The sequence below is a fragment of the Microbacterium sp. NIBRBAC000506063 genome (assembly GCF_017968845.1).
In the GTDB taxonomy this organism is placed as follows: domain Bacteria; phylum Actinomycetota; class Actinomycetes; order Actinomycetales; family Microbacteriaceae; genus Microbacterium.
Genome location: NZ_CP072877.1, coordinates 423,190 through 439,651, shown reverse-complemented (window position 1 = coordinate 439,651; position 16,462 = coordinate 423,190). Strand labels below are relative to the sequence as shown.

The following is a 16,462-nucleotide window of genomic DNA, read 5'->3' as shown; positions in this document are numbered from 1 at the left end:
GTATGGTCACGGAAAGTGGCGTTGAGGTGCTGCCTGTCGGCTACGAGGAGCATCAGTGGCGCCTCCGCGCGCCCGAGATGTACTCGCGTGCCGAGGTCGTCCGCCAGACAGGGTCGTACGAGTCCACGATCACACGCCCCATCGCGCCTCAGCACATCAGCATCTCCTCCGCGATCGGCGCGGATGTCGAGGACGCATCCCGTGCACTCACCGACTTCGACACGTACGCACAGCGAGCCCTCGGAACACCCCATGCGGCGATCGGACCGATGTCCGCCATCTTGCTGCGCACCGAGAGCTCATCGAGCAGCCAGATCGAACAGCTCACGACGACCGCGAAACAGATCGCTCTGGCAGAGATCGACGAGGGGAACAAGTCCAACGCCCTCCTTGTGCTCGGCAACGTTCGAGCGATGGAGGCGGCTCTCCGTCTTTCGGAGAGCATCAGCACGCAGTCGGTCCTCGCCATGCACTATGAATTGCTTCGCCACTCGCCAAGCCTGGCAGCGCACGCGGGAAAGTGGCGAGAGGAGATCGTCTGGATCGGAGGAGACAATGCGGGGCCGCGTGGTGCGTCGTTCATCGCCCCGCAGCACGAGCTCATCCCTCAGCTGTCGCTGACGTGGTCGCCTTCGCCGCTCGCACCGACCTGCCGGCGATCGTGCAGGTAGCGATCGCACACGCACAGTTCGAGACGATCCATCCCTTCGTCGACGGAAACGGACGTACGGGACGCGCCCTGTCCCAGGCGATGCTGCGCAACCTCGGGGTCGTGTCGAACACGACCGTCCCGATATCGGCCGGGCTCCTTGTGAACACGGAGACCTACTTCGAGGCGCTCACCGCGTACCGCGACGGAGACGCCGCTCCGATCATTCGGCGTTTCGCGAACGCCTCCCGGTTCGCCGCTGCGACAGGGAAGAGGCTTGTCGACGCGCTGGTCCGCGACCTGGCGCAGTCCACGGAGCAACTTGCGGGGCTCAGGCCGCAGTCGCGTGCCTGGGACGTGCTTCCTCTTCTGGTCGGGCAGCCGATCGTGAACGCCAAGTACCTCAAGGGTGTGCTCGGGCTCAACGACATGACCGCGTTGCGTGCCCTCGACACGCTCAGCGATCGTGGTGTGCTGGTCGAACGATCGGGTGCGCGTCGCAACCGTGTGTGGGAGCATCGCGGCATACTCTCCACTCTCGACGAGTACGCCGCGACGGTTCGTCGATCGACGGCCCACTGAGTGGACTCGCTGCACGATCTCCGGCGGAACGCATCGAGGTCGAGGCCGGCGGATGTAGAATTGCCTGAGGCGTCCGCGCTCATCTCAGCGCGAAGTACCGAATCTCACACACCGCGACGAACCCGTCGCCATGATCAGGAGGTCCCACGTGGCCGGTCACAACAACGGCATCATCGATCCGCCCATCGACAATCTGCTCGAGCGGGTCGACTCGAAGTACGAGCTGGTGATCTACGCGGCCAAGCGCGCCCGTCAGATCAACGACTACTACTCCGACCTCCACGAGGGCAACCTGTTCGACAACGTCGGCCCGCTCGTCGACTCGACGGTCGAAGACAAGCCGCTCACGATCGCTCTCCACGAGATCAACGAAGACAAACTGCGCCTGCGTCACGCCGAGTGACCCTGTTTCCGGACGTGTCGTCATCTGCGCCCGGATGTCGGATGCAGGCGGCAGACTGGTGATGTCCTTCGTTCCCCTGTTCGATCCTCTTCTGGAGCACCGATGAGCGCCCTGCGTCTGTTCACGTCCGAGTCCGTGACCGAGGGGCACCCCGACAAGATCTGCGACCAGATCTCCGACAGCATTCTCGACGGGCTGCTCGCCGAAGATCCGGGAGCGCGCGTCGCGGTCGAGACCCTGGTCACGACCGGTCTGGTGCATGTCGCCGGTGAGATCCGCACCGAGGGTTACGTCGACATCCCCACGATCGTGCGCGACGTCGTCAACCGCATCGGGTACACCTCCAGCGACACGGGCTTCGACGGCGCCTCCTGCGGCGTGAGCGTATCGGTGGGCGAGCAGTCCGGCGAGATCGCCGCGGGCGTCGATCGCGCCCAGGAGCATCGCGACGGCGGCTCGGTCGAGCCCCGTGACCTCCTCGGCGCCGGCGACCAGGGCATCATGTTCGGGTTCGCCACGACCGAGACACCGGTGCTCATGCCGATGGCGGCATGGACGGCCCACCGCATCGCCGAGCGCCTCGCCGAGGTGCGCCGCTCAGGCCTGCTGGGCTATCTGCGCCCCGACGGCAAGACGCAGGTCACGCTCGGCTACGACGGCTTCACCCCGAAGACCATCGACGCGATCGTCCTCTCCACCCAGCACAACCCCGACGTCACCCTCGAGCAGCTGCGCGCCGAGGTGCGCGAGCACGTGATCGACCCCGTCCTCGAGACCACGGGCCTCGACCGCTCCGCCGAGCTGAAGTACTTCATCAACCCCGCCGGTCCCTTCGTCACCGGCGGACCGAAGGGCGACGCCGGCCTCACCGGTCGCAAGATCATCATCGACACCTACGGCGGCGCCGCACGTCACGGCGGGGGCGCGTTCAGCGGGAAGGACCCGTCGAAGGTCGACCGCTCGGGCGCCTACGCCACGCGCTGGGTCGCCAAGAACGCGGTGGCAGCCGGGCTCGCCGACCGTCTCGAACTGCAGGTCGCGTACGCGATCGGCGTGGCCCGTCCGGTCGGGCTGTACGTCGAGACCTTCGGCACCGGCAAGGTCGCCGACGAGGACATCACCCGCGCGATCAACGAGGTCTTCGACCTGCGCCCGCAGGCGATCATCGAGGAACTCGACCTGCTCCGCCCGATCTACGCGCAGACCGCCGCCTACGGGCACTTCGGCCGCGAGCTCCCCGACTTCACCTGGGAGCGCACCGATCGCGCCGACGAGCTGCGCCGCGCCGCCGGACTGTAGACCATGTCCCGGCGCGTCGCGCGCGTGCTGCTCGACTCTCCGCTCCCGCAGCTCGATCGACTCTTCGACTACCAGCTGCCGGATGCGCTGGGCGAGGTCGCCGTGGGCGTCCGCGTCCGCGTGCCCCTGCGCACTGCCGGACGGGTGGTCGACGGCTTCGTCATCGAGATCGCCGACGAGGCTGACGGCGAACGCACGCTCTCCGCGGTCGAAGCGGTCGTCTCCGACGTCGCCGTGCTTCCCGAGCGGCTGTACACCCTCGCACGACGCGTCGCCGACCGTGCCGCCGGCAGCGCCTCCGACATCATCCGGCTCGCGGTGCCGAAACGACAGGTGCGGGTCGAGAAGGCCTGGCTGCGTTCCTCGGAGCCCGTGACGCCGACATCGGATGCCGCAGAGCGCGCGAACGGCATCCTCGCCGAGTACGGCGACCTGGCCGACCTGCTCGCCGACCACGGCCGCGCCGCCGTCGAGGCGATGCCGCTCAGCGACGAGCACGGCGCACCGCTGTGGCCGCAGCTGATCGCCGCAGCGGCGGCCCGGACCCTCGCCGCGGGGGAGTCCTCGGTGCTGGTGGTTCCGGACCATCGGGACCTGGACGCCCTGCTCGCGGCGCTCAGCGACGTCGTTCCGGCATCCGTCGTCGTCCGCCATGACTCCCGGCAGAGCAATCCCGACCGCTACCGCGCGTTCCTCCGCACGCTCGAGGACGCCCCCTGCATCGTGGTGGGCAACCGCTCTGCGGTCTATACCCCCGTGCGCGCCGGTCTCGTCGCGATGTGGGACGACGGCGACGCTCTGCTGTCCGAGCCGCTCGCGCCCTATGTCCATGCGCGCGACGCGGCGCTCGTCCGCCAGGAGCAGGAGGGCAGCGCCCTGCTCTTCGTCGCCCACACCCGTTCGACCGACGTGGAACGTCTCGTCGCGACGGGCTGGCTCGACAGCGTGCACGCACCGCGGCGCGTACGCCCCAAGGTGTCGCTCAGCACGACGGAGGAGTTGGAGCAGCCTGGCGTCCGCCTGACCCCGACCGCGTTCCGCGCCGCACGCGAGGCGCTGTCATCGGGTCCGGTCCTCGTACAGGTGTCCGACCGGGTTTCGCCCCCTCGCTGGTCTGCGGCGACTGCCGGCATCCGGCCCGCTGCCAGGGCTGCGGCGGGCCGCTCGGTGCACGGCGCCGGGGGCGGTGCCGGTGTGCGGATGGTGCGGCCGCACCGCCATGGCGTGGACCTGCACCTCCTGCCAGGGCAGTACCTTCCGGCTCTCCTCGTCCGGCAGCGAGCGTACGGCCGAAGAGCTGGGGCGCGCCTTCCCCGGCATCCGTGTCATCGTCGCCGACGGCGCCCACCCCGTCGAGTCCGTCACCGGCGCGCCTGCGCTCGTCGTGGCGACCCGCGGTGCGGAACCGCGGGCCGAAGGAGGATACCGGGCGGTGCTGCTGCTCGACGGCGCCCGCATGCTCCAGTCGCCCGATCTGCGGATCGGCGAGTCGTGCCTGCGATGGTGGTCGAATGCGGCGGCTCTGGCGACGCCCGGTGCCCGATCCACCTCGTCGGCGTCGACGGCCCCGTCGCGAAGGCGTTCGCGACCTGGTCGCATGCCGCCCACGCGCGCTCGGAGCTCGCCGAGCGCGCCCCTCTGCGCATGCCGCCCGTGGTGCGCGTCGCGCAGGTCGACGGCACCGTCGCATCCGTCGCCCGCGCCCTGGAGTCGCTGCGCGAGCTGCAGCTGCCGGCCGACGCGATCCTCGGACCCGTACCGGTGGCCTCGGACGACGGAGGCGACGCCGGTCGCGTCCGCGCACTCGTGAGGTTCGACTACCGGCTCGGCGCACGCGTGGCAGCCGCGCTGCGCGCATCCGTCGTCGCCGATGCGGTGTCGCGGCGACGAGGGAAGGGCGGCCCGCCCGCAGTACGCTCTCAGTGAGGCTCGACGTCCTCGATCCTGATCTCTGATGTCCCTCGTGCGCGCTCTGCGCGACAGGAAAGGTCCCACGATGCGTTTGGTCTTCGCCGGCACGCCCGGTGCCGCTGTCCCCACCCTGCGTGCGCTCACTGCGCAGCACGAGGTGGTCGCGGTCGTCACCCGGCCGGACGCACCCCAGGGGCGCAAGAGGGTGCTCACGCCCTCGCCGGTGGCGGCCGCCGCCGAGGAGATCGGACTCCCGTCATCCGTGCCGCGCGCCTGGATGACGCCGTGACCGCGCAGATCGCCGGGCTCGCCCCTGACCTCGGCGTGATCGTCGCCTACGGCGGGCTGGTCCGCGAGCCGCTCCTGTCGACCCCGTGCACGGTTGGATCAACCTCCACTTCTCGATCCTGCCCCGCTGGCGCGGCGCCGCTCCCGTCCAACGGGCCCTCATCGCCGGCGACCCTGACCTGGGCGCCAGCGTCTTCCAGCTGGTCCCCGAGCTCGACGCCGGCGACGTGTTCGCGGCGGAGACGATCGCGGTGCCTGCCGATGCCACGGCGGATGCCGCGCTGGAGATCCTGGCAGAGGAGGGCGCGACGCTCACCGCCGACGTCGTCGCGAGGATCGCCGAGGGAACCGCGGTGGCCTCGCCCCAGGAGGGCGAGAGCAGCTACGCGGCCAAGCTGACGCTGGAGGACGGCCTGCTCGACTGGACCGAGCCGCTGGACGTCATCTTCGCGCGTTTCCGCGGCGTGACACCCGAGCCCGGCGCCTTCACGACCGTGGGCGGGCAGCGCCTGAAGATCCTCGACGCCAGCACAGCCGAGACCTCCGAGAGGCTGGAACCCGGACGGATTCACGGCGGCAAGACGGAGATCCTGATCGGCACGGCGACCACGCCTCTGGCCGTGCGGCGCGTCCAGCCCGCCGGACGCGGACCGATGTCCGCCGCCGACTGGTGGCGAGGGCAGCGGGACGAAGGGAGGGCCGGAACGTGAACCGACGAGACTCCCGACGCCCCCAGCACCGGGCACAGGCATCGCCCCGCACGGTGCAGCCCGCGCGACAGGTGGCCTTCGACGTCTTGCGCGCCGTCACCGACTCGGACGCCTACGCCAACCTTTTGCTTCCCGTCGCGATCGCCGAGGCCGGCCTGCCCGTGCAGGATGCGGCGTTGGCCACCGAGCTCACCTACGGCACGCTGCGCCGGCGGGGCACCTACGACGCCATCATCTCTGCGGCATCCGATCGCTCGGTCGAGGCGATCGATCCTGCGGTCCTCGAGGCGCTGCGGCTGGGAACCCACCAACTGCTCTCGACCCGGGTCGCCTCGCATGCGGCGGTCAACGAGTCGGTGAACCTGGCCGTCGCCGCCGCAGGACGCGGTGCCGGCAGCTTCGCCAACGCCGTGCTGCGCCGGATATCGCGTGAGACACCGGGGGAGTGGCAGGAACGCATCGAGGCGGCGGCACGCTCCGACGACGAGAAGCTGTCGCTGCGCACCTCCCATCCGGTCTGGGTCATCCGCGCCCTGCGCCGCGCCCTCGCCGCCCAGGAGAGGGCAGAAGAGCTCGATGCTCTGCTCGACGCCGACAATCTCGCCCCGGAGGTCACGCTCGCAGCTCTTCCCGGACTCGCCGAACCCGCTCCGCCCGGCGGCCTTATGCGCCCACGGCCTTCGCTTCCCCCGGCGGCGATCCCCGCGAGATCGTCGAGGGCTCCGGCGGCACGATCCGTGTGCAGGACGAGGGCTCGCAGCTCGTCGCGCTCGCGCTGGTGGAGGCGGCTCCGGTCCGCGAGGGGGAGCGCTGGCTGGATCTGTGCGCCGGCCCGGGAGGGAAGACGGCGCTCCTGGCCGCCTCCGCGCTCCTGCACGGGGCACGACTGGAGGCGAACGAAGTGATCCCGGCGCGCGCCGGACTCGTGCGGAACGCGCTTCGTGCGGTCCCGGGGACGTCTCCGTGCACGTGCAGGACGGACGCGCCTTCACCGCGGCCCACGAGGGCGCCTTCGACCGCATCCTCGTGGACGCTCCCTGCACGGGCCTCGGCGCCCTCCGACGTCGTCCGGAGGCGCGCTGGCGCAAGACGCCCTCAGACGTCCCGGAGCTCGTGGCGCTGCAGGAGGACCTTCTGCGCGGGGCGCTCGACGCTCTGGCCCCGGCGGAATCGTCGCCTATGTGACATGCTCTCCGCACCTGGCCGAGACCTCCGGCGTCGTCGAAGAGGTGCTGCGCGGGCGCGACGACGTGAGCGTGCTCGATGCGCGCGCCACGATCGCCTCCGTCGCCCAGAGCGAGATCGACCTCGGTGACGGCGACGGTCTGCATGCGCAGTTGTGGCCGCACCGGCACGGCACGGACGCGATGTTCCTCGCGCTGCTTCAGAAGCAGACTGCGACCTGAGCCAAGGAGCAGCAGAGTCCGGCACGCGTTCCTCGTAATCGGGGTATGTCGATGCTGTGTTGATGACGCCGCTCGGACATCTGCATTCATTCGAACCTATGTTCGACAAATGTTCGGTTCTCGGTTACGCTCAAAGTATGTCGAAACTGGCCGCGTTGCACGAGGGGATGTCGCTCCTCGATGATGCGTGGGCGGGCGCCGATGACGCGAGTGGCCTGTCGAGGGAGCAGCTCATCGAGGTGAATGACGCGATCGCCGCGCTGCACCGCCGACTGGATGCGGTGCATGCCGAGGTAGCTGCGGAGATCGCGCACCAGTCGCGCCCGGAGTTGGGGCGGAGAGCCTTGCGAAGCAGCAAGGGTTCCGGTCGCCGGCGACGCTCATCGCCGCGGCGACGGGCGGGTCGGCGGGTGACGCCTCTCGTCTGGTGAAGGTGGGGGAGGCGACGGCTCCGCGTACGAATCTTCTGGGGATCGGTTGCCGGCGAAGTATCCGCTCGTGCGTGAGGCGCTGGCTTCGGGCGTGTTGAGCGCGCCGGCGGCGGCGTTGATCATTGCGGTGCTCGATCGGTGCCGCATCGCGGCCGGTGCGGAGCGGATCGCGGAGGGTGAGCGGGTGCTCGTGGCGGGGGCGGTCGGGCTCTCGTTGGATGATGTGCGCAAGCTCGTCGTGCGTGCCGAGGCGTGGCTGGACCCGGATGGTGTGCAGCCGCGGGCCGAGGAGCAGCGCGGTAAGCGACAGGTGACGATGTTCGAGCGCGACGGGATGGTGCACCTGACCGCACAGCTCGATGTCGAGAGCGCCGCACCGGTCGTGGCCGCGATTCGCGGGTACGTGTCGGCGGCGTTCGCTGCGCGTAAGGATGCGCCGGATCCGGATGCGGCGGATGCCGACCGCCGGAGTGTGCCGATGCTGCAGGCCGATGCGCTCAGCGCGATCTGCGCGCATGTGCTCGGCTGCAAGAGCGAGAAGCTTCCCCTGGCCGGGGCGACGGTCATCGTCCGAATGAGCCTGGAGGACCTGCAGGCGGGTACCGGATCGGCGGAGATCGATGGGATCGATCAGCCGATCAGCATCTCAGCGGCCCGCAGGATGGCCGCCAATGGTGGGGTGATCCCCTGTGTTCTCGGTGGCGACAGCGAGATCCTCGACTGGGGTCGGGAGAAACGGCTCTTCACCCGGGCGCAACGCCTGGCACTGGTCGAACGCGATGGCGGATGCGCGATGTGCGGGCTGCCACCCGAGATGACCCGGGCGCATCACATCCACTGGTGGCAGCGACATCGGGCAGGACCGATCTGTCCAACGGGGTCCTGTTGTGCGAGACCTGTCACCATCGCATCCACGACAACGGGTGGGAGATCCGCATCGACGGGGCCGGTGTCGATGCGCGCGTCTGGTTCCTCCCGCCGCCCTACGTCGACCCCGCCCGCACACCGAGACTGGGTGGCCGGGCGCGATTCGGACTCGCCGCCTGAGCGTGACTTCAGCACATGGAGCAGGCGCAGGACGTCATCCGGGTATCCGGCGATAATAGGGGAGTGACCCTGCCCTCCGCACCGCGCATCAATCCGAGCATCCTCGCCGCCGACTTCGTGAACATGCAGGCGGACCTCGCCCGCATCGCGAGCGCCGACTTCGCGCATGTCGACGTCATGGACAACCACTTCGTGCCCAACCTCACCTTCGGGCCGCAGATGGTCGAACGCATCCAGGCGACGAGCCCGATCCCGCTGGACGTGCATCTCATGATCGACGACCCCGACCGCTGGGCGCCGGGCTATGCCGAGCTCGGTGCGGCGAGCGTGACCTTCCATCTGGAGGCCGCCGCCGATCCGATCGCGCTCGCACGGAGGCTCCGTGACATCGGTGCGCGCGCCGGCGTCGCGATCAAACCCGGCACCGCGGCGGAGAGCCTTTACGACGTCCTCGACGAGTTCGATCAGATCCTCGTCATGACCGTGGAGCCCGGATTCGGCGGACAGGGCTTCATGCCCGAGACGATGCCGAAGCTGCGCGGGCTCGCGGACGAGGCACGGCGGCGCGGATCGCGCGTATGGCTCCAGGTCGACGGCGGGATCTCCGACGACACGATCGCGCAGGCCGCGGCCGCCGGCGCCGACACCTTCGTCGCGGGATCGGCCGTCTACGGCGCCGCCGATGTCGAGGCGGCCATCGGCGGACTCCGGGCCCGCGCCAGAGCCGCTAGCCTTGAATCGTGAAGACTTTCGAGGAGCTGTTCGCCGAGCTGAGCGACAAGGCCGCCACGCGTCCTGCGGGCTCGGGCACGGTCGCGCAGTTGGATGCCGGCGTGCACGCGATCGGCAAGAAGATCGTCGAGGAGGCCGCCGAGGTCTGGATGGCCGCCGAGTACGAGTCGGATGAGCACGCCGCCGAGGAGATCTCGCAGCTGCTCTACCACTTGCAGGTGCTGATGGTCGCGAAGGGCCTGTCGCTGGAAGACGTCTACCGACATCTCTGAGCGACTGTCCCTCTTCCCCTGCAAATGAAGGATTCCCATGCTGCGCATTGCTGTTCCCAATAAGGGCATGCTCGCCGAGACCGCCGCCGAGATGCTCGCCGAGGCCGGATACGCCGGTCGGCGCGACCCGAAGACCCTGCACGTGATCGACTCCGAGAACGACGTGGAGTTCTTCTTCCTGCGTCCGCGCGACATCGCCACCTACGTCGCCTCCGGTGCGCTGGACGTCGGCATCACCGGACGCGACCTGCTCCTGGACGTCGCCCAGCCCGCTCGCGAGATCGAGCAGCTCGGCTTCGGCGGCTCCACCTTCCGCTTCGCCGGGCCTCCCGGACGCTTCGAGAAGCTCGAGGATCTGACCGGCGTCCGCGTCGCATCGGCCTATCCCGGGCTCGTCGGCGCGTTCCTCCGGGAGAACGGCGTCGATGCCGAGCTCGTCCAGCTCGACGGTGCCGTCGAATCCGCGGTGCGCCTCGGCGTGGCGGATGCCGTCGCCGACGTCGTCTCGACCGGCACCACCCTCCGACAGGCGGGTCTGGAGATCTTCGGGCCGGTCATCCTCGAATCCGAGGCTGTCCTCATCAGCCGCCCGGGTGACGCAGACGGCACCGAGACGCTGCTGCGCCGCCTCCGCGGCGTCATGGTGGCGCGTCGCTACGTGCTCCTGGACTACGACCTGCCGACGGAGCTCGTCGACCAGGCGGTCGCTCTCGCCCCGGGGCGCGAGTCCGCGACCATCTCGCCGCTGCGCGACCCCGAATGGGTCGCCGTGCGCGTCATGATCCCGCGCCGCGGGGTCAACCAGGTCATGGACGCCCTCTATGCGCTGGGTGCCCGCGCCATCCTCGTGACGGCGATCGACGCGGCGAGGCTCTGATGACCCTCGCCTGCCGGGTCATCCCGTGCCTCGACGTCGCCGCCGGCCGCGTCGTCAAGGGCGTCAACTTCGAGAACCTCCGTGACATGGGCGATCCCGTCGAGCTGGCCCGCCACTATGCCGCTCAGGGCGCCGACGAGATCACCTTCCTCGATGTGACGGCGACGGTCGACGCCCGCGCGACCACCTACGAGATGGTCCAGCGCACGGCCGAGCAGGTCTTCGTGCCGCTCACGGTGGGCGGGGGAGTGCGCAGCGCCGAGGACGTGGCGAAGCTCCTCGCCGTGGGCGCCGACAAGATCGGCGTCAACTCCGCCGCGATCGCGCGGCCCGAGCTCATCGGCGAGATCGCCGACCGCTTCGGACGGCAGGTGCTCGTGCTGTCGCTGGATGTCAAGCGCGCCGAGGGCACGACATCCGGATTCGTCGTCACGACCCACGGCGGCCGCACCGCGACGGCGATCGACGCCCTCGACTGGGCACGCGAGGCGATCGATCGCGGTGCCGGCGAGCTGCTCGTCAACTCGATCGACGCCGACGGGACGCGCGACGGCTTCGACCTCGAGCTCATCGCACTCATGCGCGAGATCTCCAGCGTGCCGGTGATCGCCTCCGGAGGCGCCGGAGACGTCTCGCACTTCGCGCCCGCCATCGCGGCCGGCGCGGACGCCGTTCTTGCCGCGAGCGTCTTCCACACCGGGGAGATGACCGTCGGCGAGGTCAAGGCCGCTCTCGCGGCCGAGGGGTGACGGTGCGGTGAGCGACATCGAAACGCGCGTGCAGAGCGTCGCCTGGAACGCCGACGGTCTCGCACCGGTCATCGTGCAGCAGTGGGACACGCGCGAGGTGCTCATGCTCGCGTGGACGGATGCGGAGGCCCTGCGCCGCACCCTCACGACCGGCCGCGCGACCTACTGGTCGCGTTCGCGGGGCGAGTACTGGCGCAAGGGCGACACCTCCGGTCACATCCAGGTCGTGAAGGGGGCACGTCTGGACTGCGACGCCGACGCCATCCTGCTTCTGGTGGATCAGACCGGCCCCGCGTGCCACACGGGGACCCGCACCTGCTTCGACACGGTCGATCTCGAGCCGGCCTCCGGAGACGCCGCATGATGACGCGAGGGCGCTCCCTGAGCGTGCTCCTGCTCGTCCTTGTCGGCGGGCTCGGCATCCTCTCCTCGACGCAGACCTGGCTGTTCGTCTCCGTCAGCACCGCGGCAGAGACGGTGGAGGTCTCGGGCGCCGACGCGCTGCCCATCCTCGCGCCGCTCAGTCTGACGATCCTCGCCCTCGCCGGTGTCCTCGCGATCGTGGGACGGATGCTGCGCTACGTCTTCGCCGCGATCGCCGTCGCGATCGGTGTCTGGCTGCTGATCGCCACCCTGCCGCTGGTCACGAGCCCTCCGCTGTCCGCCGCCGCCGGCACGGTCACGGAGCTCACCGGCCTCGCCGGACACGACGCCGTGGCGACGCTCGTGGAGGCCGTCGTGCCGACATCCTGGCCGCTCGTCACCCTCGTGCTCTGGGTGCTGCTCCTAGCGGCTGCGGCCTTCATCGCCGCCTCCGCCCACCGCTGGCGCACGGCGGGCAAACGCTTCCGCACCGACGGCCAGACGCACACCGGCCCCATCGACGCGATCGATTCCTGGGACGACCTTTCGCGCGGCTCCGACCCCACCCGATGAGACCGATAGACTGATCGCAAGCCCCTAGATTCCCTTCGGAGGAGCACATGACCAACCCGATCGCCGACCCCGGCCACGGACACTCGCCCGCGGCGTGGACCGCCGTCATCATCATGCTCGTGGCCTTCACGATCGGTACGGTCGCCTTCTGCCTCGACGTCCCGTGGCTCGTCTGGGCCTCGGCGGTGCTGCTGGTGCTCGGCTGGATCACGGGTGGCATCCTGGCGAAGGCCGGTTACGGCGTGAAGGGCCCCAAGTACACCCCGAAGGCCCACTAATGGTCCTCGCCGACCTGACGGCCGGCGCAGTCGAAGACGCCGAACGCCGGGCTCAGCAGCGACCGCTGGCCGAGGTGGAGCGCGCCGCGCTGGCGCGGCCCGCCGCGCAGGACGCCCTGGCCGCACTCGCTCCCGCGGATCGTGTGAAGATCATCGCCGAGGTCAAGCGGGCGAGCCCGTCGCGCGGGGCGCTCGCAGAGATCCCGGATCCTGCCCTCCAGGCCTCGCTGTACGAACAGGGCGGTGCCTCCGCGATCAGCGTCCTGACCGAGGAACGGCGCTTCGGGGGAAGCCTCGCCGATCTGGAGGCGGTGACCGGGAAGGTCAGTGTGCCGGTGCTGCGCAAGGACTTCATCGCCACCCCGTACCAGGTCTTCGAGGCCCGCGCCGCCGGTGCCGACCTGGCGCTGCTCATCGTCGCCGGCCTTGAGCCGAAGGTGCTCGCGGAGCTCTACGCGCTCATCCTCGACCTCGGCATGACCCCACTGGTCGAGACGCACTCCGCGGAAGAGCTCGATGCCGCCATCGATCTCGGCGCGTCGCTCATCGGCGTGAACGCCCGTGATCTGAAGACCTTGGAGCTGGACCGCGACCTGTTCGGCACACTGGTCGAGCGCATCCCCGACACCGCGATCAAGATCGCCGAGTCCGCGGTGCTGAGCCCTGACGACGTGCGCCACTACCGCTCCGCGGGTGCCGACGTCGTCCTGATCGGCGAGGCGCTCGTCACCGGCGATCCGGTGGCGACCCTCGCCCGTTTCCTGGAGGCCGGAGCGTGAGTCTTCGCGAACAGGCAGGTCCCTTCTTCGGCGACTTCGGCGGGCGCTACATGCCCGAGTCGCTCATCGCCGCGATCGACGAGCTCACTGCGGTGTACGAGTCGGCGATCGTCGATCCCGCCTTCCGCGACGAGTTGGCGCATCTTCTGCACAGCTACGCAGGTCGGCCCTCGGTGCTCACCGAGGTGCCGCGCTTCGCCGAGCACGCCGGCGGTGCCCGTGTCTTCCTCAAGCGGGAAGACCTCAACCACACCGGCTCGCACAAGATCAACAACGTTCTCGGGCAGGCGCTTCTGACCAAGCGGCTCGGGAAGACCCGGGTGATCGCCGAGACGGGCGCCGGACAGCACGGCGTCGCCACCGCGACCGCAGCGGCGCTCTTCGGCCTCGAGTGCACGATCTACATGGGCGAGGTCGACACCGAGCGACAGGCGCTCAACGTCGCCCGTATGCGGCTCCTCGGCGCCGAGGTCGTGCCCGTCACGACCGGCTCCCGCACCCTCAAGGACGCCATCAACGACGCCTACCGCGACTGGGTGGCTTCGGTCGAGACGACCAACTACATCTTCGGCACGGCGGCGGGCCCTCATCCGTTCCCGGCCATGGTGCGCGACTTCCAGAAGATCATCGGAGAAGAGGCGCGCGCACAGCTGCTCGACGAGGTCGGTCGCCTGCCGGATGCCGTCGTCGCCTGCGTCGGCGGCGGCTCGAACGCGATCGGCATGTTCGACGCCTTCCTCGACGACGAGGGTGTGAAGCTCTACGGGGTGGAGGCCGCCGGTGACGGCGTCGACACCGAGCGGCATGCGGCGTCGATCGAGCGTGGACGCCCGGGCGTCCTGCACGGCGCCAGGACCTACGTGCTGCAGGACGAGGACGGCCAGACCATCGAGTCCCACTCGATCTCCGCGGGCCTCGACTACCCGGGGGTCGGACCGGAGCATGCGTGGCTCGCCGACATCGGTCGTGCCGAGTACATCCCGGCCACCGACGACGAGGCTATGCAGGCTCTGCGCCTCCTCAGCCGCACCGAGGGCATCATCCCCGCCATCGAGTCCGCACATGCCCTCGCCGGAGCACTGCGACTCGGGCGTGAGCTCGGCCCCGAGGGGATCATCGCCGTGTGCCTGTCCGGTCGCGGCGACAAGGACATGGACACCGCCGCCCGTTACTTCGACCTCTACGACGAGGGAGCGCAGCCGTGAGCCGTGTCGCCGACGCCATCGCCCGCGCCAAGGCGCAGGGACGCGGAGCCTTCATGGGCTACCTGCCCATCGGCTATCCGGACCTGCAGACGAGCATCGAGGCGGCCGTCACGGTCGCAGAGAACGGCGCCGACATCCTCGAGCTCGGTCCGCCCTACTCCGATCCCGTCATGGACGGCGTGGTCATCCAGGAGGCCACACAGGCCGCCCTCGCCGCAGGGTTCCGCGTGCGGGACGTGTTCACGGCCGTCCGGGAGATCACCGCGCGCACCGACACGCCGGTGGTCATCATGACCTACTGGAACCTCGTGGTCCAGTACGGTGTGGATCGTTTCGCGGACGACCTCGTCGCCGCCGGGGGAGCGGGGCTCGTGACCCCGACATCACCCCGGATGCGGCAGCGGAGTGGATCGCGGCATCCGAGCGCACCGGGCTCGATCGCATCTTCCTCGCCGCGCCGACGTCGACCGATGAGAGGCTCGCCCTGATCGCCCGCAGTTCCACAGGCTTCGTGTACACGGTGGCGACGATGGGGACGACCGGCGAAAGGGCCGAACTGGATTCCGCCGCCCGCACCCTCGTCACCCGACTGCGCGAGCGCGAGGCGGTCAACGCCTGCGTCGGCATCGGCATCTCCACGCCCGACCAGGTGGCGAGCGTCCTGGAGTACGCTGACGGCGCGATCGTCGGCACCGCGCTGGTCCGGGCGCTGCGCGACAGCGGGCTGACGGGCCTGGCGGAGCTGACCCGTTCCCTGACGCGGGGGACCACGTCCGACGCCCCTGTCGACGACAAGTAGAATCGGCGATATGTCCCTCGCGCTTTCTCCTGCCCTCGGCGGTGTCGTCGCCAGCATCCCCAGCCCCTCGGTGAGCTACTTCGAGATCGGCCCGCTGCGCATTTACGTCTACGCGCTCTGCATCATCGTCGGCATCATCGTCGCGGTCCTGCTGACCAATAGCCGACTCACCCGCCGCGGGGCCGAGCCGTGGGTCGTGATCGACATCGCGATCTTCGCCGTCCCGCTCGCGATCATCGGTGCGAGGATCTTCCACGTCCTCACCCACCCGAACTTCTACTTCGGCGAGGGCAAGAACACCTGGAACCCCTTCGAACCGGGCTCCGTCTGGGCGATCTGGGAGGGCGGCATCGCCATCTTCGGCGCCCTGCTCGGCGGCGCCGTCGGCGCCTGGATCGGATGCCGGTGGACCGGCATCCGTTTCGCGAGCTTCGCCGACGCGATGGCCCCGGGCATGCTCCTGGCGCAGGCCATCGGCCGTTTCGGCAACTGGTTCAACCATGAACTGTTCGGGCAGCCCACCGATCTGCCGTGGGGCCTGGAGATCGAGCCCAGCAACCCCGCCTTCCCGCCCGGGCTCGCGCCCGACACGCTGTTCCACCCCACCTTCCTCTACGAGGTGATCTGGAACCTGCTGGGCGTGTTCTTCCTGCTCTGGTTGGGGCACCGCTTCCGCGTGCAGTGGGGCAAGCTCTTCGCCGTGTACCTGATCTGGTACGGCGCCGGCCGCGTGGTCTGGGAGTCGATCCGCATCGATCCGAGCGAGATCATCCTGGGCCTGCGCACGAACGTGTGGGCGGCGCTCTTCGCCGTGCTCCTCGGAATCGTCGTGATCATCGTGCAGACCCGTCGCCACCCCGGACTCGAGCCCTCGCCGTACGTGCCCGGCCGTGAGGGGAACAATCCGAGCGCTGTTGTACAATCGCAGGACGATTCCACAGAATTCGTCGATGTGAGTGAGCCCCCGCGGCCGAAGTCACAGCCGGGGCCGGTGCCACAAGCACTGATCCTTCGACCGAGGGCGAAACCCGATAGACGCCCGTCTGTCACCCTTCCACCGCAGAGAACGCGTGGGCCAACGCCGTCCCGTTGCATTCGAAGATCCTGAG

At 69.6% G+C, this 16,462-nt stretch carries 17 protein-coding genes and 4 pseudogenes; 20 read left to right on the top strand and 1 reads right to left on the bottom strand.

Going from position 1 to position 16,462, the window contains the following annotated elements; translation table 11 throughout:
* Positions 1-2: 2 nt before the first annotated feature.
* A pseudogene (locus KAE78_RS20120) lies at positions 3-368 on the top strand (Fic family protein); the annotation flags it as partial.
* 104 nt (positions 369-472) lie between these two features.
* Here the strand turns inward: KAE78_RS20120 and KAE78_RS20115 are convergent.
* Entirely contained in the window at positions 473-583 is a 111-nt protein-coding gene (locus KAE78_RS20115; RefSeq protein WP_411156046.1) for an EspF repeat-containing protein, read from the bottom strand.
* A 39-nt stretch (positions 584-622) separates the two neighbouring features.
* Between KAE78_RS20115 and KAE78_RS16830 the strand changes: the two genes are divergently transcribed.
* The 19 genes and pseudogenes from KAE78_RS16830 to lgt all read left to right on the top strand — a co-directional run bounded on the left by KAE78_RS16830 (position 623) and on the right by lgt (position 16,461).
* Positions 623-1,231, top strand: a complete 609-nt coding sequence (locus KAE78_RS16830) for a Fic family protein (protein WP_223172671.1) — start codon at positions 623-625, stop codon at positions 1,229-1,231.
* 148 nt (positions 1,232-1,379) lie between these two features.
* Positions 1,380-1,634, top strand: coding sequence for a DNA-directed RNA polymerase subunit omega (gene rpoZ / locus KAE78_RS16825; RefSeq protein ID WP_223172670.1), 255 nt, complete (start codon positions 1,380-1,382; stop codon positions 1,632-1,634).
* A gap of 102 nt (positions 1,635-1,736) precedes the next feature.
* Positions 1,737-2,933 (top strand): methionine adenosyltransferase, encoded by a 1,197-nt coding sequence (metK, locus tag KAE78_RS16820; protein WP_223172669.1) that lies wholly within the window; start codon positions 1,737-1,739, stop codon positions 2,931-2,933.
* A 3-nt stretch (positions 2,934-2,936) separates the two neighbouring features.
* Complete coding sequence (locus KAE78_RS16815; RefSeq protein WP_317451951.1) at positions 2,937-4,859, top strand: primosomal protein N'; 1,923 nt, start codon at positions 2,937-2,939, stop codon at positions 4,857-4,859.
* A gap of 70 nt (positions 4,860-4,929) precedes the next feature.
* Positions 4,930-5,842: pseudogene (gene fmt / locus KAE78_RS16810) on the top strand (methionyl-tRNA formyltransferase).
* A pseudogene (locus KAE78_RS16805) lies at positions 5,839-7,248 on the top strand (RsmB/NOP family class I SAM-dependent RNA methyltransferase). The pseudogenes fmt and KAE78_RS16805 overlap by 4 nt, the downstream one beginning before the upstream one ends.
* Before the next feature lie 62 nt (positions 7,249-7,310).
* Complete coding sequence (locus KAE78_RS16800; RefSeq protein WP_223172668.1) at positions 7,311-7,679, top strand: hypothetical protein; 369 nt, start codon at positions 7,311-7,313, stop codon at positions 7,677-7,679.
* Positions 7,680-7,746: 67 nt separating this feature from the next.
* Positions 7,747-8,793 (top strand): 13E12 repeat family protein, encoded by a 1,047-nt coding sequence (locus KAE78_RS16795; protein ID WP_262927896.1) that lies wholly within the window; start codon positions 7,747-7,749, stop codon positions 8,791-8,793.
* Positions 8,794-8,849: 56 nt separating this feature from the next.
* Positions 8,850-9,470, top strand: a complete 621-nt coding sequence (rpe, locus tag KAE78_RS16790) for a ribulose-phosphate 3-epimerase (protein WP_262927918.1) — start codon at positions 8,850-8,852, stop codon at positions 9,468-9,470.
* Positions 9,467-9,730, top strand: coding sequence for a phosphoribosyl-ATP diphosphatase (locus KAE78_RS16785; protein ID WP_223172665.1), 264 nt, complete (start codon positions 9,467-9,469; stop codon positions 9,728-9,730). Before rpe ends, KAE78_RS16785 begins: the two co-directional genes overlap by 4 nt.
* Positions 9,731-9,767: 37 nt before the next feature.
* Positions 9,768-10,607: an ATP phosphoribosyltransferase gene (gene hisG / locus KAE78_RS16780; RefSeq protein WP_223172664.1), complete on the top strand. Its 840-nt coding sequence runs from the start codon at positions 9,768-9,770 to the stop codon at positions 10,605-10,607.
* Positions 10,607-11,356 carry an imidazole glycerol phosphate synthase subunit HisF gene (gene hisF, locus KAE78_RS16775; RefSeq protein WP_223172663.1) on the top strand — a complete coding sequence of 250 codons (750 nt, stop codon included), beginning with the start codon at positions 10,607-10,609 and terminating at the stop codon, positions 11,354-11,356. The genes hisG and hisF overlap by 1 nt, the downstream gene beginning before the upstream one ends.
* Before the next feature lie 7 nt (positions 11,357-11,363).
* Entirely contained in the window at positions 11,364-11,720 is a 357-nt protein-coding gene (hisI, locus tag KAE78_RS16770; RefSeq protein ID WP_223172662.1) for a phosphoribosyl-AMP cyclohydrolase, read from the top strand.
* Positions 11,717-12,292 (top strand): Trp biosynthesis-associated membrane protein, encoded by a 576-nt coding sequence (locus KAE78_RS16765; protein ID WP_223172661.1) that lies wholly within the window; start codon positions 11,717-11,719, stop codon positions 12,290-12,292. Before hisI ends, KAE78_RS16765 begins: the two co-directional genes overlap by 4 nt.
* A gap of 47 nt (positions 12,293-12,339) precedes the next feature.
* Entirely contained in the window at positions 12,340-12,570 is a 231-nt protein-coding gene (locus KAE78_RS16760) for a DUF6704 family protein (protein ID WP_223172660.1), read from the top strand.
* Positions 12,570-13,349, top strand: coding sequence for an indole-3-glycerol phosphate synthase TrpC (gene trpC / locus KAE78_RS16755; RefSeq protein WP_223172659.1), 780 nt, complete (start codon positions 12,570-12,572; stop codon positions 13,347-13,349). The genes KAE78_RS16760 and trpC overlap by 1 nt, the downstream gene beginning before the upstream one ends.
* Positions 13,346-14,554 (top strand): tryptophan synthase subunit beta, encoded by a 1,209-nt coding sequence (trpB, locus tag KAE78_RS16750; protein ID WP_223172658.1) that lies wholly within the window; start codon positions 13,346-13,348, stop codon positions 14,552-14,554. Before trpC ends, trpB begins: the two co-directional genes overlap by 4 nt.
* A 53-nt stretch (positions 14,555-14,607) precedes the next feature.
* Positions 14,608-15,353: pseudogene (trpA, locus tag KAE78_RS16745) on the top strand (tryptophan synthase subunit alpha).
* Positions 15,354-15,363: 10 nt separating this feature from the next.
* Positions 15,364-16,461 carry a prolipoprotein diacylglyceryl transferase gene (gene lgt / locus KAE78_RS16740; protein ID WP_223172657.1) on the top strand — a complete coding sequence of 366 codons (1,098 nt, stop codon included), beginning with the start codon at positions 15,364-15,366 and terminating at the stop codon, positions 16,459-16,461.
* Position 16,462 lies beyond the last annotated feature (1 nt).